The organism is uncultured Clostridium sp., assembly GCF_947072515.1.
Lineage (GTDB): Bacteria > Bacillota > Clostridia > Clostridiales > Clostridiaceae > Clostridium.
In genome coordinates this window covers 24841-44343 of sequence record NZ_CAMTIG010000020.1, presented here as the reverse complement: position 1 = coordinate 44343, position 19503 = coordinate 24841, and the positions used below count along the sequence as shown (strand labels likewise).

Annotated in this window: 18 protein-coding genes; 8 read left to right on the top strand and 10 right to left on the bottom strand. The window is 27.3% G+C overall.

The genetic code is table 11. The features are described from left to right. From mnmH to gdhA, 3 genes are all read right to left on the bottom strand, one after another. Positions 1–1065 (bottom strand): tRNA 2-selenouridine(34) synthase MnmH, encoded by a 1065-nt coding sequence (mnmH, locus tag Q0W06_RS09290; protein ID WP_297634254.1) that lies wholly within the window; start codon positions 1063–1065, stop codon positions 1–3. A 111-nt stretch (positions 1066–1176) separates the two neighbouring features. After that, positions 1177–2565 carry a glycosyltransferase family 2 protein gene (locus tag Q0W06_RS09285; protein WP_297634251.1) on the bottom strand — a complete coding sequence of 463 codons (1389 nt, stop codon included), beginning with the start codon at positions 2563–2565 and terminating at the stop codon, positions 1177–1179. Positions 2566–3048: 483 nt separating this feature from the next. Beyond that, positions 3049–4395, bottom strand: coding sequence for an NADP-specific glutamate dehydrogenase (gene gdhA, locus Q0W06_RS09280; RefSeq protein WP_297634248.1), 1347 nt, complete (start codon positions 4393–4395; stop codon positions 3049–3051). 220 nt (positions 4396–4615) lie between these two features. Between gdhA and uvsE the strand changes: the two genes are divergently transcribed. Next, on the top strand, positions 4616–5830 hold the full coding sequence (gene uvsE / locus Q0W06_RS09275; protein WP_297634245.1) for a UV DNA damage repair endonuclease UvsE: 1215 nt from the start codon (positions 4616–4618) through the stop codon (positions 5828–5830). A gap of 69 nt (positions 5831–5899) precedes the next feature. Here the strand turns inward: uvsE and Q0W06_RS09270 are convergent, their stop codons facing one another. From Q0W06_RS09270 to Q0W06_RS09260, 3 genes are all read right to left on the bottom strand, one after another. Beyond that, entirely contained in the window at positions 5900–6499 is a 600-nt protein-coding gene (locus tag Q0W06_RS09270; protein ID WP_297634242.1) for a hypothetical protein, read from the bottom strand. Positions 6500–6611: 112 nt separating this feature from the next. Next, positions 6612–8402 (bottom strand): oligoendopeptidase F, encoded by a 1791-nt coding sequence (gene pepF / locus Q0W06_RS09265; RefSeq protein WP_297634239.1) that lies wholly within the window; start codon positions 8400–8402, stop codon positions 6612–6614. 18 nt (positions 8403–8420) lie between these two features. After that, positions 8421–8825, bottom strand: a complete 405-nt coding sequence (locus tag Q0W06_RS09260) for a DUF6762 family protein (RefSeq protein WP_297634236.1) — start codon at positions 8823–8825, stop codon at positions 8421–8423. Positions 8826–9000: 175 nt separating this feature from the next. Here Q0W06_RS09260 and Q0W06_RS09255 point away from each other — a divergent pair, with 175 nt between their 5' ends. The 3 genes from Q0W06_RS09255 to Q0W06_RS09245 all read left to right on the top strand — a co-directional run bounded on the left by Q0W06_RS09255 (position 9001) and on the right by Q0W06_RS09245 (position 10944). Then, complete coding sequence (locus Q0W06_RS09255; protein ID WP_297634233.1) at positions 9001–9387, top strand: hypothetical protein; 387 nt, start codon at positions 9001–9003, stop codon at positions 9385–9387. A 65-nt stretch (positions 9388–9452) separates the two neighbouring features. Next, a complete protein-coding gene (locus Q0W06_RS09250) occupies positions 9453–10124 on the top strand; it encodes a metal ABC transporter ATP-binding protein (RefSeq protein WP_297634230.1) in 672 nt (223 codons plus the stop codon). 19 nt (positions 10125–10143) lie between these two features. Then, positions 10144–10944, top strand: a complete 801-nt coding sequence (locus Q0W06_RS09245; RefSeq protein WP_297634227.1) for a metal ABC transporter permease — start codon at positions 10144–10146, stop codon at positions 10942–10944. A gap of 19 nt (positions 10945–10963) precedes the next feature. Here Q0W06_RS09245 and Q0W06_RS09240 read toward each other — a convergent pair whose 3' ends face one another. Further along, positions 10964–11374 (bottom strand): Fur family transcriptional regulator, encoded by a 411-nt coding sequence (locus tag Q0W06_RS09240; RefSeq protein ID WP_297634224.1) that lies wholly within the window; start codon positions 11372–11374, stop codon positions 10964–10966. A gap of 260 nt (positions 11375–11634) precedes the next feature. Here Q0W06_RS09240 and Q0W06_RS09235 point away from each other — a divergent pair, with 260 nt between their 5' ends. Beyond that, entirely contained in the window at positions 11635–12852 is a 1218-nt protein-coding gene (locus Q0W06_RS09235; protein WP_297634221.1) for a 6-phosphofructokinase, read from the top strand. Between the two features lie 27 nt (positions 12853–12879). On the opposite strand, the gene Q0W06_RS09230 is transcribed toward Q0W06_RS09235, so the two are convergent. Next, a complete protein-coding gene (locus Q0W06_RS09230; RefSeq protein ID WP_297634290.1) occupies positions 12880–14178 on the bottom strand; it encodes an aminotransferase class V-fold PLP-dependent enzyme in 1299 nt (432 codons plus the stop codon). A 129-nt stretch (positions 14179–14307) separates the two neighbouring features. Here Q0W06_RS09230 and Q0W06_RS09225 point away from each other — a divergent pair, with 129 nt between their 5' ends. Both Q0W06_RS09225 and Q0W06_RS09220 read left to right on the top strand, forming a co-directional pair. Beyond that, entirely contained in the window at positions 14308–14982 is a 675-nt protein-coding gene (locus Q0W06_RS09225; RefSeq protein ID WP_297634218.1) for a hypothetical protein, read from the top strand. Next, positions 14975–15589, top strand: coding sequence for a DUF4397 domain-containing protein (locus Q0W06_RS09220; RefSeq protein ID WP_297634215.1), 615 nt, complete (start codon positions 14975–14977; stop codon positions 15587–15589). The genes Q0W06_RS09225 and Q0W06_RS09220 overlap by 8 nt, the downstream gene beginning before the upstream one ends. A gap of 32 nt (positions 15590–15621) precedes the next feature. On the opposite strand, the gene Q0W06_RS09215 is transcribed toward Q0W06_RS09220, so the two are convergent. After that, on the bottom strand, positions 15622–16218 hold the full coding sequence (locus Q0W06_RS09215) for a TetR/AcrR family transcriptional regulator (RefSeq protein ID WP_297634212.1): 597 nt from the start codon (positions 16216–16218) through the stop codon (positions 15622–15624). A 141-nt stretch (positions 16219–16359) separates the two neighbouring features. On the opposite strand from Q0W06_RS09215, the gene Q0W06_RS09210 reads away from it, so the two are divergent. Next, positions 16360–18294: an ABC-F family ATP-binding cassette domain-containing protein gene (locus tag Q0W06_RS09210; protein WP_297634208.1), complete on the top strand. Its 1935-nt coding sequence runs from the start codon at positions 16360–16362 to the stop codon at positions 18292–18294. 40 nt (positions 18295–18334) lie between these two features. On the opposite strand, the gene Q0W06_RS09205 is transcribed toward Q0W06_RS09210, so the two are convergent. After that, entirely contained in the window at positions 18335–19498 is a 1164-nt protein-coding gene (locus tag Q0W06_RS09205) for a class I SAM-dependent RNA methyltransferase (RefSeq protein ID WP_297634205.1), read from the bottom strand. Positions 19499–19503: the final 5 nt, after the last annotated feature.

Here is a 19503-nt window from a genome sequence, read left to right as displayed (position 1 = left end):
TTATTCCATATCTTCTATTTCTTTATTATTCTTACTCATTTCATCATAAAAATGTATTAATTCTTGTAATGTTTTTTCTCTATCTTCATTATCAATCCATTTAGCAAACTTTTTCTTTTTAAATCCATTTAAATACATAGGATCATAATAGTTTAACATTAAGTTTTCACATGCTTCTTTAAAATTTCCTTCTTTTATCATAGTTTTATAATCTTCAACTTTTTTATTACTTAAATATTTCTTTATTTTATCCATTGCTTCTAAAAGTTCATTTATACTTTCTTCATTTTGGATATATTCATTTATTAAAAGATCACATCTATTTTCAATAGAATCCTCAATCCATATCTTCTCGCTTTTCATCATATTTTCCCAAATGAAATCTGGAATTATTATTCTACCAATTCTCTTACTTTCTCCTTCTGTAAACACTATATTCCCTTTTCTTTCTAATAAAGCATGAAATACTTCTGTTTCAAAAGCTTTTTGAGTATGTATTTTTCCAATAGATACAGAGCCTAATAATGAGCCTCTATGATTTGCAGCTCCTTCTAAATCTAAGATATCATAGCCTCTTTCTTTTAAAGTTTTTAAATACTCTGTTTTCCCAACACCAGTTTTCCCATATAAAACTATAAATTTCATTTCACTAAGCATTTCTTCAAAGTTTTCATTTATATATTTTCTATAAGCTTTATATCCACCTTTTAACTTATATACTTTAAGTCCTAAAGAATATAAAAGTGAATGAATACTACTACTTCTCATTCCACCTCTTGCACAAAATATAACTACCTTTTTTCTTTGAACTGAATAAAGTTCTTGAAACTTTTCAAAAATCTCAGGAAGTCTTTTACTTATAAGTTCTATTCCCCTTGTTCTTGCTTCTTCTACACTACTTCTAACATAAAGAGTTCCAACTTCTTCTCTTTCTTCATCTAAAAGAACTGGAATATTTATAGCACCCTTTATTGTTGATTCTTCAAACTCTTTTGGGCTTCTAACATCTACAAATACTACATTTTCTTCATTCATTATCTCATTATAATCTACTATATTAAACATTTCGTTACCACTTCCTATTTTAATCTCTATATTTTATCATATCTTAACTTTAAAAAAAATCAAAGAGAAAATATTTAAGGTCTACCTTTCGGTAGACCTTAATTTTACATCTTATAAGTCACATATTTCAACGTTTCTAACGTGTTTTGTATGACTCCATTCTTTTTTATCTTTATCTATTATACCTTGTATAGTTATTGGTATCCATGAGATTGTGTATAGTCCATAAAGAATAAATCTATAAAATAGTTTAAAATCATTTATACCTAATATTATAGGCACAAGTATAAAGAATATTATATTATATCCTACTTCTGCAATTATCCATCCATAAGCACCTGGTATATACATTTGTGCTATTGGAACTATTACTACACTTAATGAATATAAAACCATCATTACTAATAATCCATTACTTATCTTCTTTTCTAACTTAAGTATTAATGGTGTAATTACACATTGGAATACGATAAATGCTTCTAATCCTACTCCACTAAAAATACTTGTCATAGAGAAAACACCTGGTGTATGTAGTGTTCCTTGAACAAAAGTTAATACTGCTGAAACTCCTAGTAATAGAGTAACAAAAGGTTGCATTACATATAAAGCACAATCAAAGATATACCATTTTCTTTCTTTAATAGCTTTCTTAGTTAACTTAAAGAAATATCTTGAAGCTACATCTGTAAATCCTTGCATCCATCTCTTTCTTTGAGACCAAGACTGTTTTAGTGTTAATGGCTTTTCGTCAAATATTTTAGCATCGTGTGCCCATCCAACTTTTTCACCATTTGATACTAATTTACAAGTAAATTCTAAATCCTCAGTTAAGCATGTTGCTCCCCAACCTAATTCTTTTAAAATAGCTGTATCAATTGCAAATCCTGTTCCACCTAATTGGTTAGAAAAACCAACATTTCTTCTAGCTAATTGGAACATTCTATTTTGTGACCAAAAAGCAATTGAATATGAAGCTGATATCCAAGAATCATGTGGATTTTTACTATCTATATATCCTTGTACAACTTTATAACCTTCTGACATCTTTGAATTTATTTCTTTTAAGAAATCTTCATGTACTAAGTTATCTGCATCAAATATACAGATTGCATCAAACTTTTCATCCATTTCGAAAAGTTTTGAAAACATCCATTCTAAGGCATAACCTTTACCTCTTTTATCCTTATTAAATCTTTCGCATACATTTGCTCCATGTTGTCTAGCAATTTCTGCTGTTTTATCTGTGCAGTTATCGGCTATTACAAACACTTCATACATATCCTTAGGATAATTAAGCTTTTTCATACTATCAACTATACCAGATATTACTACCTCTTCATTATGTGCTGCAACTAACATTGCAAATTTTTTCCTTGGTGTATAGTCTTTAACATCTTTCTTTTTCCATAGTCCTATTACTCCTAAAACTAAATAGTACATAGTCAAGATAAATACTAAAACTTGAAAGACTGCTGTCACACCGTAAATAACGTTTCCCATTAAATTCACTCCTAAATGACAAATGGAAATTATTCCCCATTCATTTTTCTATTTTTTTTATCAATGTACGTCCTTTTAAATATAATTCAATATACCTTAAAAATCAAGTACATAAATCTTATTTTTATCTTATTTTTATTAATGTTTTTAAATTTATAAAAACCTTTTACAAAGTAAACTAATCTTTTTTAGTCCATCTATCAAGCTAATCTATTATGATATATCCACACAAATTCTGAGTTATAGACTATTTTAAATTTTATCTTCAATAATTATCATTTTATTTTAAGTTGATTATTTAATTTTTATGTCTCACTAAAATTTTACAAATTTCTCACATAAAATACGTGTTCTATAATTTCTATTTTATATTATTTTTAGTCTCTAATAATTTAGTTTAAATTAATTTTTCATTACTTCTTCCTTTTCTATAGATTAAAAAAGGGGTAGCTCTTGTAAATTAGCTACCCCTTTTATTATTTTTTAAACTAACCCTTGTGCCATCATAGCTTCAGCTACTTTCATAAATCCAGCAATATTAGCCCCTACAACTATATTACCTTCTTGCTCATATGCCTTTGCTGCTTCACTTGAGTTTTTATAGATATTTTTCATAATATCTTTTAATTTTTCATCAACTTCTTCGAAAGTCCAAGATAATCTCATGCTATTTTGTGACATTTCTAAAGCTGAACATGCAACTCCTCCAGCATTTGCTGCTTTAGCAGGCCCAAACATTATACCTTTATTTAAGAAAAGATCAATTGCCTCTAAAGTTGAAGGCATATTAGCACCTTCTGAAACACAAATTGTTCCATTCTTTATAAGCTTTTCTGCATCTTCTTTATTTATCTCACCTTGAGTTGCACATGGAAGAGCTATATCACATTTAACATCCCAAATATTTCTGCATCCTTCTACGTAAGTTGCATCTTTAACATAATTTAAGTAGTCTTTTATTCTACCTCTCTTCACTTCTTTAATTTCTTTTATTGCATCTAAGTTTATTCCTTTTTCATCATATATATATCCATTTGAATCACTTAATGCAACAACTTTTGCTCCAAGTTCAGTTGCTTTTTCAGTTGCATATATAGCAACATTTCCTGAACCAGATATTACTACTGTTTTTCCTAAGAAACTTGTTTTATTATCTTTTAGCATTTCTTCAGTAAAATAAACTAATCCATACCCTGTAGCTTCAGTTCTTGTTAAACTTCCGCCATAAGTTAGTCCTTTACCAGTTAAAACTCCTGGTGTATTAAGATTTCTTAGTTTCTTATAATATCCATACATATATCCGATTTCTCTTCCACCTACTCCAATATCACCAGCAGGAACATCTAAATCGCTACCTATATGCTTACATAACTCAGCCATAAAGCTTTGACAAAATCTCATTACTTCATTATCAGACTTACCTTTTGGATTAAAGTCTGAACCACCTTTTCCTCCACCTATTGGAAGGCCTGTTAATGAGTTTTTAAATATTTGCTCAAATCCTAAGAATTTAACTATACTTGCATTTACAGTTGGATGAAATCTAAGTCCACCTTTATATGGTCCAATTGCACTATTGAACTGCATTCTAAATCCTCTATTAACATGAACTTTACCATTGTCATCCATCCAAGGTACCCTAAACATAATTTGTCTTTCAGGTTCAACAATTCTCTCTAAAAGCCCAGCTTCTATAAATTTTGGGTTTTTATCAAATACAGGTGCTAACGAGTTTAATACCTCAGTTACTGCATCCAAAAATTCTCTTTCACCTGCATTTCTTTCTTTTACTTTTTCTAACACTTCTCCAACGTATTGTTTTCCATTCATTGTTAATCCCCCATTTCTTTTTTAATTTATATATATAATAACTCTTTTATTTTATTTTTTCCATAAAAAAATTTTTTATTGCTTAAATTTATACATTTAATATATTTTTGTCTTTCTTATTAGGAAACAATCAATTTTTCTATCTAAAATGAAAAGGTTTGTATTATATTTTGTTATTTTGGCAACATAATTATATAATTTTCTTTTAGGAGGCGTTTTCATGAAATTTGGTTATGCATGTATTCCACTTGCTACTCACTATAAAACTACAAAAAAATTTTCACTTAAGAATTTTAATGATGAAATTTTAATAAATTGCATTGAAAGTAATCTTTTAGGACTTCTAGAAATTTTAAAATATAATCTTCGTAACAATATAAAAATGTTTCGAATTAGTTCAGATATTATTCCCTTTGGTAGCCATGAAATAAATAATTTAAATTGGCAAGAGCACTTTAAAGAGCTTCTTTTAAAGATTGGTGATTTTGCTAATGAAAATAATATTAGATTATCTATGCATCCTGGTCAATATACTGTACTAAATTCTAAAGACCCATCTATTGTTAATCGTTCTATTAAGGATTTACAATATCATACTGACTTTCTAGATTGCCTTAACATGGATTCAAGCAACAAACTAATTTTGCATGTAGGTGGTGTATATAATGATAAGCCCTCTGCTATAGACCGCTTTATAAAAACTTATTCCTCTTTAGATTCATCTATAAAGAAAAGACTTATTATAGAAAATGATGAAAAAAGCTTTTCTCTATACGATCTTCTAAATATTTCTCTTAAAATAAATACTCCAATAGTTCTAGATAATTTACATTATTTTTGTATGGAAAATCATATCCATACCTATAATGATCTAAAAGATGCCTTTAGTACTTGGAGTCCTTCCGATGGAATTCCTAAAGTTCATTATAGTGAGCAGGCATTTAATAAACGTATTGGTTCACATTCTAATACTATTCACTTAAAAAATTTAACAGATTATCTAAATATATCTAAGGATTTAGATTTCGATATTATGTTAGAGGTGAAAGATAAAGACTTTTCTGCTATAAAAGCAAATAATTTTTTAAATAATGTTTCTAATAAAGCAGATTTAGAAAAACAGTTAGAGATTTATAAATACTATTTATTAGAAAAGTCTACGTCTGCTTATGATCATGGATATAATATTATTATGAATAAGGGGATTGAATCCTTTCTTTATTATATAGACTCCCTTGAAGATTCTCTAAATACAAACTCTTTATCTGCCTTAAGATCCTTTTCCTCTACTTTAACTTTAAAGAAAACTGAAAAAAGTTATCTAGATAAATTATTTCTTTTAGAAGACACCTTTAAAATTAAAGCATATCTTCTTAAAATAATTTTAAGACAAGATGATGATTCTTTACTTTCTAATTACTTTTTATTTACATAGAATAAGGACGGTACTTTAAAATAAAAATTCTTAATAATTATTTTTATCTTAGTACCGTCCTTCTATATTTTACTCATTAACATCTTTCAAAAACTCTTCTATTAGTGGAACCCTTTTTCCTTTTGAATAATTTATAATTGGAATTAATACAATTATTCCTCCAACTGTACCTAAAATAATATCCCACATAGTATCCTCTAATCCATTTTGAGCCATTAATCCAAATAAACTATCTGTTGTGAACTCCCAAATTTCCCAAAGTCCAGCTATCGAAACTAAAAACATTAAAATAAATATTATTAATTTCTTTATATCTATCTCTTTTTTCTCTTTAATATTAAACATATACATATAAAAAGCTAATCCTATAAAACCTAATATTCCTCCAGATAGTAAATGTAAGAACTTATCATAATGTTCTATTCCATAAAAATTCCATACATTCGCTAAATACATAGATATAAAAATAAATCCTAAAATCACTTTGTAGATTACACTAGATTTTTTTAATAAGCTTCTCTTATATACTATTTGAAGCCCTATCAATGTTACAAATATAAGTATTATTCTTAAAAACTTTTCTCCTCCATTAACAGTAAAATCATAAATACCTGTTAAAACTAACAATACATAAAACCCATATGTTAGCCTTTTATTTATCTCACTCATTCCTTTCCTCCCATACAAAATTTCCTTACTATATAATATAACCTATTTTTACAATTTTTGTTAGGGTATATTAAAAAAAGACTGTTCTCAAAACAGTCTTTTTAATCTTATCCTAGTTTAATTCTGCTTCTAGCATATCTAAAAGTTCATTAAATCTTTCTATTGTCTTCTCAAGTGGTTTTGGTGTAGTCATATCAACACCTGATTTTTTTAGGATTTCTATTGGATAATCTGATCCTCCACTCTTTAAGAACATTTTATATTTTTCTATAGCATTTTCTTCACCTTTTAAAATTGAATTTGAAAAGGCTGATGCTGCTGCATATCCTGTTGCATATTGATAAACATAGAAGTCTGAATAAAAATGAGGAATTCTTGCCCATTCTACATCTACTTCTTCATCTACAACCATTTCTGGTCCAAAGTAATTTACGTTTAATTCATGCCATTTTTTAGAATATTCATCTGATGTTAGTGGAATTCCTTCATCCATCATCTTATGTGTATAATATTCAAATTCTGCAAACATAAGCTGTCTAAATACAGTTGTTCTTATTTGCTCTAATTCTTGATTTATAAGATATAATTTTTTATTTTTATCTTCTTCTTTATTTATTAAATAATTTATAAGTAATGACTCATTTGTAGTTGATGCAATTTCTGCACAGAATATTGTGTATCCTGCATATACATATGGTTGTTCTTTATGTGAGTAATACGAATGTATTGAATGACCCATTTCATGAGCTAAAGTTGAAACATCATTTAAATCATGATTATAATTTAAAAGTACATATGGCATAGTATCATATGATCCCCATGAGTATGCTCCGCCTCTTTTACCTTCATTTTCATATTTATCTATCCAACCAGTTTCTATTCCTTCTTTGAATATATTAATATATTCATCTCCTAGTATATTTAATGCTTCTATTACAGTTTCTACACCTTTATGGAATTCTATATGTTCTTTTTCAATTTCTATAACTGGAACATATAGATCATACATATGCATTTTTTCTAAACCTAATAATCTCTTTTTAAGTCCCACATATCTATGAAGAGATGGTAAATGTTTATTTATAGTTTCTATAGCTTCTTCATATACTTTTACTGGTATATCATTTGGATCTAATGCAGCTTCTATACAACTTTTATAGTTTCTCTTTTTAGCTACAAAATTAAAGTTTTTAATTGATGAAGTAAGAGTAGTTCCTAATGTATTTTTAAGCTTTCCATATTCACTAAAAAGTGCTTTAAATGCATCTTTTCTCACTTCTCTATTCTTAGATTTTATAAAAGAAGAATAATTTCCTTCTGTAAGCTTTATTTCTTCTCCCTCTTCATTTTTAATTGTAGGGAAAGTCATATCAGCATTAGTTAATATCCCATGAATATTATCTGGTGCTCCTAAACAGTCTGAAACTCCTGCTAACATTTCTTCTAACTCTTTTGATAAAGTATGTTCCTTTTCTTTAAGAATTGACTTAAACATAAAGTCATACATTTTAAGTCCGTCTTCCTTACTTATCATTTCATTTATTTTTTCTTCACCAAGGTCTAATATTTCTGGTACAAAAAATGCTCCATAACTAGAAAGTTCAGCCATATAACTATCAATCTTATTTTTTATTCCTTGATTTTTATTATTTCCTGTATTCTCATCACTTTTCATATGAGCATATACTAAAAGTTTTTCTGCTCTTCTAGATATTTCTTCATCAAACTTTAAATACTCTAAAAGAGTTTTTTCATTGTTTAATTTTCCTTCATAGCTTTTAAGTTTTTCGCCTTCTAATTTTACAGCTTCAAATTCTTTTAAAAGCTCTTCTTCACTTTTATATACTTTTTCTAATTTCCATTTATCTTCAATAGATATATCTTCTCTCTTTTTTAATGTCATTTTATTTCTCCTTTTCTCTTATTCTTCAGTATATTCTGCTTCTTTTCCTTTTATATCTTCAAAAACTTTTTCCATACTAGCATTTATTAAGCTAATCATTTCTGTTACTTTTTCATTCATTTCTGAAAAATCTTCTAAGTATTTGAACTTTATAATAAATGTTGGATTAAACTCTTCTAAATCCTCTTCTATTTCATATCCCTTTTCTTTAAAGCTTTCTGCATCAAAAAGATCATATATAGCAGAGAATTCCCATTCTTCTACATCTTTATTAGTATCAAATTTAACTACTACATCTTCTCCATCAACATAAAATCTTTTTACAAATAAAGCCCCTTCATCTACTGAAAAGCTTCCTAATTCTTGTGTTATAAATCCTGTCTCTTTATCCTTTTCCATTAAAACTAAACTTGAAAAATCCATAATTTTATCTCCTTTAAATCATCTTTATATTTTTTATTACTCTAATTATAATGTGAATGCACTAGTTATAGCAACTATACCTATTATTTTATTATAAAATAACTAAATTTATTCTTTACTTATTGGAAAAATATGGTAATATTTAAGTATATTTTATTTTTAAGGAGGTATATTTATGAGTACTCTAGCTTCAAATGTTGCAAAATCTCCACTAAAAATGACGAGACGTGAAAAATCAAGACGAAAAAAATTTGAAAGACGTCGCTTTATTTTTTTTGCAATATCTTTTCTTTTAATAATAGCATCAATTTTTATTTTTAATTTTTCTAAAAAGAGAACTGCTTTAAAAGCTCCTGACACAGCTTTAAATTACTATATGACAAATTCCTTTAATTCTAAACTAGAGCGAATAGATTCCTTCGAGTTAATTTATTCTCATGAGGGTAAGTCTATTTATAAAGTTTATGGCCTAGATAACTCTGAAACTTTTAAAATTTATGAGGTCTCATTAGTTAAAGGTTCTTCAAATTGGAATATAGATAATTTAAAAAATTTAAATTAGTTTCTTGCAAATAATTTGCATTTATGTTTATAATGTAACAGAAATATTTTTAGGAGTTGATTTATTTGATTGCTTTAACTAACTTAACTTTTTCATACACAAATAAACCACCATTTCTTATAAATAAAGTTAATTTAAATATAAATGCTGGTTCTTATGTTTCTATAATTGGAGAAAACGGTAGCTGTAAAAGTACCCTTTTAAAATTAATGCTAGGGCTTTTATCTCCCACTTCTGGAAACGTAAATATAAAAACTAATAAAATAGGATATGTTCCTCAAAGAGTTGATGGTTTTAACTCACAATTTCCCATTTCAGTAAATGAGATTTTATTAAATCATTTAAAAATCTCTAAGTCTAAAGACTTATCTTTAATAAAGAAATCTTTGAATATTGTATCTATGGTAGATTTTAAAGATAATTTAATCGGTAGTCTTTCTGGTGGGCAACAACAAAGAGTCTTTATAGCAAGAGCTTTACTTTCTAACCCTGACCTTATTGTGTTAGATGAACCTTCCACTGGTGTAGATAGTAAAAGTCAAAAAACTATTTATTCTCTTTTAAAAAAATTAAATGATGAGGGAAAAACTATTGTTTCGGTTGAACATAACTTAGATACAGCTCTACTCTATTCAACACATATTGTAGAGGTTATTTCAGGAACACCAATTTTATATACTAAAGAGGAATTTTTGAATAAGTCTTCCTTTAGAAATGATAATATAATTGGAATGTAATTCAGTTTAGGGGGATTTTATGTTTGAATTTGAATTCATGAAAAATGCTTTCATTGCTGGAGGCATAATTTCTATTTTATGTCCTTTTATAGGACTATTTTTAGTACTTAGACGCCACTCTATGATAGGTGATACATTATCTCACTCATCTTTTGCTGGTGTTGCAATTGGCCTTATAATTGGAGTTAATCCACTTATTACTACTTTCATTTTTACTACACTTTGTGCTTTAATAATTGAATTTTTAAGAGGTTATTATAAAAAATACGCTGAACTTGTAATGTCTATTGTACTTACTTTAAGTTTAGGTATCGCTATTACTTTAATAAGTAGTGGAAAAGCCTCTACTAGTGTTAATTCTTTTCTTTTTGGAAGCATTTTAACTGTAACTAAAAATGATATCCTTTTAATTCTTATTACAGGTATAATTTCACTTATAATAATGTTATTAATCTTTAATAAACTACTTTATGTAACTTTTGATGAAGAAGGAGCTAAAGTTTCGGGGATAAATGTAAAGAGAATAAACTATCTTTTTACTATTATAATTAGTGCTACTATTTCTATGTCTATTCGTATTATGGGAATTCTAGTTATTTCATCTATAATAGTTGTTCCTGTAGCTACGGCTATACAGCTTGAAAAGAATTTTAAGAAGACTTTATTATTCTCAATTTTATTTGGGTTTATTGATATTATAGTTGGTCTTATAGCATCTTACTATATGGATAGTGCCCCTGGTGGTGCTATTGCAATAGTTTCTGTTGTAACGCTTTTAATAGTGCTTATTTTTAAAAAGTTTGCATATATAAAAAAATAAAAGAGGATTTATTCCTCTTTTATTTTTTACACTTATTACAAACGCCTTTCATCTTTAAACTATGTTCTGTTAATGTGAATCCTGTTTGTTCTTTTAATATTTCTTCAATTTGCTTTATAGGACATGGAACTTCAACTTCCTTATGACATATATTACACTCTAGAATATGCTTATGAGTTTCCCTATGTATTTTATATACGGCTACTCCATTTTCTAAAATAAATCTATCTAGTATTAAGCTTTCTAAAAAACTATCTAATGTTCTATAGACTGTACTTAAATTTATGTTTTTGCCTTTACTTCTTAATTTAGAAAATATTTCTTCTGCATTTAAACTTTTTTCTACATCAGTTAAAAATACTTCTAATATTTCAGTTCTTGCTTTAGTTACTTTTAATCCTTTATTTCTTAAAATATCATTAATATCCATAACGTACTCCATTCCTCTCTTCTTAATTAAATCTTACCACTTTTCTTCAAGTTTTAAAATAATAAATATAATTTATATTCATCAGTATTTTTACAGCTATATTTATATTTAGCATATACTTTTTAATATTTTTTCATATTTTTCTCTTTTTTACTCTTTTATTTTTTTTTATTATGTTGTATATTATTAAATAGAGTATGTTATTTAAATAAATAGCATATCATATTTGTTTATTAAGTTTATATTAAAGGAGTTTTATTATGTCAAATTGTATTATTGCACAATCAGGAGGTCCTACTTCCGTTATTAATTCTAGCGTAGTTGGATTAATCAAAGCTAATGAGGAGCTTAAGCTTTTCCAAACTGTATATGGAGGCTTAAATGGAATTGAAGGAATTTTAAATGAGAATATTATTAATTTATCTAATCTATCTGATGAAGATTTAAAATTATTCCAATATACACCTTCTTCAGGATTAGGTTCTTGCAGATATAAATTAAAGGATTCTGATGAGCATATTGAAGAATACAAATTATTAATTAATATTTTAAAACAGTTAGATATCGATACTTTTTTCTATGTTGGTGGAAATGACTCTATGGATACTGTCTATAAGTTATCTAAATATAGCAAAGAAAACAATCTTTCTATTAAATTTATAGGTGTTCCTAAAACTATCGATAATGATTTAATGTTTACTGATCACACACCGGGATTTGGTAGTGCTGCTAAATTTATTTGTACAACCACTTTAGAGTGTTATTTAGATTCATCAGTATATACTAATAACGGTATTTTTATTTTAGAAACTATGGGTAGAGATACAGGATGGCTTGCAGCTTCTGCAACCTTAGCAAGAATAAATGGGAATCCTATTGTTGATTTTATTTATGTTCCTGAAGTCTCTTTTGATAAATTAAAGTTTTTACAAGATGTACGTGAAAGATTCAATGCAAATAACAAAGTGTTTATTGTTGTTTCAGAAGGAATTAAAGATTCAAATGGAAGATTTTTATCTGAGTTAAATGTTAAATCAGGAGATTCTTTTGGACATGCCCAACTTGGTGGTGTATCTGAAACTTTAAGACATTTAATTTTAGATGCGGGCATAACTACTCGAGTTAAAGCACTTCAACTTGGTATTTTACAAAGATGTGCTATGCATTCTGCTTCTAATGTTGATGTAGAAGAAGCTTATTTAGCTGGTTATGAAGCTTTAAAATATTCTATGGAAGGATTAAATGGAGTAATGGTTTCTATAAAAAGAAAAAGTAATGTCCCTTATTCCACAGAATTCCAAGCAGTATGTTCTTCAAAAATAGCCAATAACGTTAAATATCTTCCAACTTCGTGGATAAATTCTGAAGAAAATAATTTAACTACTGAAGCATATGAATACTTTTTACCACTTATAGGTGACATTCCTAATTTAAATTTTGAAAATAATTTACCAAAATTTAAAGCATTTACTATATAAAACAAATGGGGCTTACGGGCCCCATTTTCATCTATTGTTCTCTATATTCTTTAATTCCTCTAACAAGATGTCTATATCTTCTTTTGTATTATATGGCCCTAAACTAACTCTTACCATTCCAGGCATCTTTTCATTTTTATCATATAAAAATCTGCATACTTCATCTTCTGTAAGATTCATAAGTCTTCTACAATAAGGATGTGCACAAAACCATCCATGTCTTACTGCTATCCCTTTTCTTTTTGCTAAAATTTTTGCAACTTCCATTGATTCTATATTCTTCACATTAAAAACACATATTCCTAATCTATCCTCTATATTTTCATTATCTCCATACAAAATTATATTATCCATAGATTTTAATTCATTTATCAAATATCTTCCTAATTCTCTTTCATGATTTAATAAATTTTCATATCCTATCTTTTCAATTTCTTTTAAAGATTCAACTAATGAAACTACTCCAAAATAATTAGGTGTCCCTGCTTCATTTTTTTCAGGTGTCTCTAGATATTTTATACTCCAATCATTTACTATTTCAACTATTCCTCCACCTTGCTTATCAGGACAGCTCTTATTAAACTCTTCTTTAGGCCCAAGTATTACACCACTTCCAAAAGGTGCATAAATTTTATGACCTGAAAAAACTAAAAAATCAATATAATCATCACTTTCTAATCCTTTCATACTCACTTTCACATGTGGTACTAACTGAGCTCCATCTACAATAATTTTCCCTCCAGCTTTATGGACAAGTTTTGCAATATAATGGATATCATTAATATAGCCAGTAACATTTGATGCTCCTGCAATAGTTAAAAATCTTAGTTTTCCTTTATACTTTTCTAGCTTTTCTTTTAATGAATTTAAGTCTATTCGCCCTTTTGAATCTACTTCTATATAGTCAACCTGTGCAACTTTTCTCCATGGTAAATCATTTGAATGATGTTCCATTCTTGTGCTTAAAACTATTCCCCCATCACAAAGTAAAGTATTTGAAATTCTATTTATTCCATCAGTAGTATTATTAACAAATATAGCTGTGTACTCTTCCTTATTTGGAACATTAAAGAAGTTCAAAACATACTTTCTAGCTTCTTCATAATTTTCTGTTGATATAGTTTGTTTTTGACCTGTTCCTCTTCCTATAGAGCCATAACTATCTATTAATTCTGTAATTCTATCAAATACAACTTTTAATGGAGGTGTTGTAGCTGCATTATCAAAATTTATAGCAGTAGAATAACTTCCATCCTCTAGCATAATTTTACTCTCTACACCTAAGAATTCTTTTCTTAAAGTATTTTCTTTTCTATTCATCTGTATCGCCCTCCACTATATATTATTCACTAAAATATTTTTTGTTCTATAAATAGATTTTTTTGAATATTATAAAAGTAACAATAGTGTACATATTTCATATATCTATACTATATTATTATTTGGAGGTAAAAAATGTATCCTAATGTGAAATTTATGAATGAAAGTGATGATTTAATTTTCACTCCTTTTGAAATTAATAGTTCTTTAAATAATGGTCTTTTTGTTTCTGAAGAATTCATAGAAGAATTTAGAACTTCTTCTATTTCTGAAAACCCACTAACATTTGACTTTCGTGAAATAATTTTATCATCAAATATCACAAACAAAGAGGAAGAATTAAAAGAATTAATTTCTCTATATGAAAATGATCCACGCTTAACTAAGGATATTTTAAAATGTCATAATCTATACTCTGAGGATTTATCATCTAACTTACGTAGTATTCCATCAGAATGTGATATTCTTAGAGAACTTAATTTAGACATCAACGAGGAGATTTTAGAACTTGAAAGAGATTTTGAGGATGTTTATGAATTAGAGGCTAGAACTCCTAATACCTGTAATGCAGAAGTTATTTTTAATAAAATGATGAGAACTAATCCTCGAATAATGGGAGTCTTAACTACTTATAAAATTCCATTTCCAGTTGCTAAAACTTTAATTAAACAAATTATTAATTTTACTATTTTCAATTGTAATCCTAGCAATAATATTAAACCATTTCCTGATAAACCCTTTATAGTGGATGGCAATATTATCCCAATGCCTTTTAACACTACTATAGATTCTGGTGAAAATAATGATTAACAATTTTAATCTTGCGCCTAAATTGCTTTGTCATGTTAGATTTTTATACGCATGTCCTGATTTTGGCCCTATAAATATTTTTGCTAATAGAAAACCAATTGTTCAAAACTGTAATTTTAGTGAAGCAACAAAATACTTAGATCTGCCTCCTATGCAATATAAAATAGAAGTTTTTAAAGTTTCTGATAATAATAAGCCTATTCTTGAATATGACTTTGAAGCAATTCCAACAATGACATATACAATATGCTTAACTTGTTTATCAGGAAAATTTCAAGTAATCCACTTAAAAGATAATTTCAATAAGAAAAAAGATGATACTAGTTATTTAAGATTTATAAATCTTTCACCTAATGCTCCATTATTAAATTTAAGTATTTCAGAAAATAATCCTCTCTTTAGTAATGTTGAGTTTTGTGAAACTACAAATTATTATCCATTAACGCCTAATAATTATTCTTTCACAATTTATAATAATAAATTTAGTATGTTTAAGAAAAAAATTCCTAATCTAAATTTACTTTCTGGTGAACAGTATACACTTTTTATTATTGGACTTTTAAATGGCAAACCATCTCTTGGTTATTTATTCTTAAAAGATATGTAAAAAATAGGAGGATTGTTTAATCCTCCTATTTTTTAATTTATCATACCTATTATTTTTTTAAATAATATTGGTTTTATACTATCTATATCTGTAGGCTCATTAAATATTATACTATTATAAGCTATACTTCCTACTAGTTCTATTATCATATATAATGTTAGCCTACTCTCTTCTTCACTATAGCCTTTCTTCTTCAGATTGCTGATAAAGATTTCTAATATACTATTTACCTCTTCGATTCCTTCTAAATTTTTATCTCCCTTATCTGTATATAATCCATTCGAAAAATTCTTAGTTATTATTTTTAGCATAAGCCTATTTTCTTTTAAATACTCTATAATATAATTTATAAAATATATTATGGAATCTTCAAATTTTTCAAAATGCATATCTCTTGTCTTTTCTAATCCTTCTTTTGCTAGTTTATAGCTTTTTCTATGTATTAATTTTTTTATAAGGTCATGCTTATCTTCAAAATAAAGATAGAAAGTCCCCTTTGCAACACCAGCTTTTTTAGCTATTTGGTCTACCCTTGTATTTTCTATACCTTGTTCTAAAAATAAATCATATGCACCTTTATATAATTTTTGTTCTTTTTCTCGTTTATTTTTTTCTACTGTTGTCCCCATAAAATTACCTCGTTTTATATTATATATCTTAATTTTATCATTTATTCCATTCTATTTAAACTATAAATCCTTTAAAATTGATATACACTAATATAAATAGTATAATATAACTATTAATTTAGTTTAGGAAGGATAATTTAAATGATAGTTTTAAGTTGTAAAAATATAAAAAAAAGTTATGGTATAGATGAAGTTTTAAAAGACGTTAACATAAGTATTAATGAAGGTGACAAAGTAGGTATTATCGGACCTAACGGTGAAGGTAAATCTACATTATTTAAAATTCTAGCAAAGGAACTTTCTTTTGATGATGGTGAAATCTTTCTTGATAAAAAGAAAACTTTAGGTTATCTTTCTCAGCATCTAGAAGTTTCCTCTACTACTACAGTATATACTGAAGCAGAATCTGTTTTTAGTGAGCTTTTAGATATAGAAAGTAGACTTAAAGATTTAGAAATGAAAATGAATGAGCCTTATGATAGTTCTCAAGAAGAGTATCACAACAATTTAATAAAAAAATATACTACTCTTCAAGATTTATATTCACATAAAGGTGGTTATACATATAAAGGAGAAATACATAGAGTTCTTAAAGGACTTGGTTTTATAGATGAAGATTTCCAAACTCTAGTAGCCTCTTTAAGTGGTGGACAAAAAACTAGATTAGCTCTTTGTAAGCTACTTTTACAATCTCCTGATATAATCTTACTAGATGAACCTACAAACCATCTAGACTTAGAAGCAATAGAATGGCTTGAAGAATTTTTAAAATCCTATAAAGGAACATTACTTGTAATTTCCCATGATAGATTTTTCTTAGATACAGTTACAAACAGAACATTCCAAGTTATTAATGGACACGTTAATTGCTATAATGCTCCATATACTAAATCTCTTGAATTACAAAAGAAAGATTATGATACAAAATTAAAAGCTTATAATCTTCAACAAGCTGAAATTAAAAGACAAGAAGCAATCATTGAAAAGTTTAGATCTTTTAACCGTGAAAAAAGTATAAGAAAAGCTGAAAGTCGTGAAAAAGCTTTAGATAAAATTGAAAGACTTACTGTTCCAGATAAGGATAAAGGTCCTTCTAAGATTTCTTTTGAATCTGCAACTAGTAGTGGATACGACGTTTTACACGTAGAAAATCTTCAAAAATCTTTTGATGATTTAGATTTATTTTCTAATGTTTCTTTTGACTTAAAAAGAGGCGAAAAAATAGCTCTAATTGGAGCTAATGGTCGTGGTAAAACAACTCTATTTAAAATGATAATGGGAAAAATTAAAGAAGATAAAGGTCTTATAAAGTTAGGTGCTAATGTAGAAATTGGTTATTATGACCAAGAACAATCTGATTTAGACTTAGATAAAACAATATTAGATGAAATATGGGATAGCTTCCCTCACTTAACTACTACAAGAATTAGAACCCTTCTAGGCTCTTTCTTATTTACTGGAGAAGATGTATTTAAGATTATAAGTACTTTAAGTGGTGGTGAACGTTGTAGAATTAATCTTTTAAAGCTTATGTTATCACAAGCAAACTTTTTACTTTTAGATGAACCAACTAACCACTTAGATATAATGTCTCGTGAAGCTTTAGAAAATGCAATTCTAACTTACGATGGAAGTATGCTAATTATTTCTCATGATAGATATTTCTTAAATAAGATAATAACAAAAATATTAGAACTTGAGGAAAATGGTATAAAAGAATATTTAGGTGATTACAGTTATTATATACAAAAGAAAGAAAAGCCTACACGTTTTCAAGCTTTAGAACCTACATCTGATACAGATAAAACTAAAACTCAAGCTAAAGCTGAAGAAAAGAAAGTTAAAATTGCTCAAAAAGAGCTTAGAATAAAAAAATTACGTTTTAGAGAAATTGAAAAAGATATTTCTGATACTGAAGCACTTTTAGAAAAATTAAATAGTGATCTTTGTTTAGAAGAGGTTTATTCAAATCCTGAAAAATCTTTAGAAGTTAATAATTCAATTAAAGATACTGCTATAAAAATAGAGAATCTTTATGAAGAATGGGAAGAACTTAGTGAACTTTTATCTGAATAATATTAAAAGAGGTTAGACTTTTCTAACCTCTTTTAATTTACTATTTAATTAAGCATTGAACAACAGTGTCTCCTGCATTTTTTATTTTATCATTATGGAAATATTGATAGTAGTAACATCTTAATTTTCCATTATATAATTTTCTATTTTTACTATCTTTTATTCTAAACACTCTTCCAAAGTTCTCATAAGAAGTTAGAATGTTAAATTCCCAAGTTTCGTACTCTTCTTTCAATCTTCCAAACTTTCTAGTTATCATTTCTACTTGTTCTTTATCACTTAATCTTTCTCCATAAGGTGGATTTGTTATTATAAATCCGTACTTATGTTTATTAGAGAATTTATAGAAATTGCTTTCTTGGAATTCTATCCATTTAGATACCCCAGCTTTTATTGCATTATTTTTAGCTGTTCTTAAAACTCTCTTGTCTATATCATAACCGATTAAAGTTAAGTCATAATCCTTTATAGCATTTTTAGCGCCTTCTCTAACACCTTCAAATACTTCTTTATCCATTGTTGGCCAAGTTTCGCATACAAACCTTCTATTAAGTCCTGGTGCTATATTTTGCATTATCATACAAGCTTCTATAAGTATAGTTCCTGAACCACAAAATGGATCTATTAAAGTATAATCTTTTTTCCATCTTGAAAGTAATACCATTGCAGCAGCTAATGTTTCTTTAAGTGGAGCTACTCCTGAGTTTTCTCTATACCCTCTCTTATGAAGACCTGGACCTGAAGTATCAATTGTAAGCGTTACTTTATCTTTTAAGATAGCTACTTCAATCTTATATACTGGACCATCTTCTGGAAACTGTTCAATTCCATATGCTTCGCTCATACTTTTTACAACAGCTTTTTTTACGATTGATTGACAGTCAGGAACACTATGTAGCGTTGATTTTATTGATTTTCCTGTTACGTGCATTACACCATTTTCAGGAATTATTTCGCTCCATTTTACTTTTTTTGTTCCTTGGAAAAGTTCTTCAAAGCTTCTTGCTTCAAATTCAGCCATATTTATAAGTACTCTATCAGCAGTTCTTAAATGAGTATTTGCTATTGCAATATCCATTTCATCTCCTTCAAAAAATACTTTCCCATTTTCAGTTTTTAAGTTTTCATATCCTAAAGCCTTTAATTCTTTAACAGTTATACCTTCAAGGCCAAAGGTTGTAGTTGCTATTAATTTATAATCCATTTTAT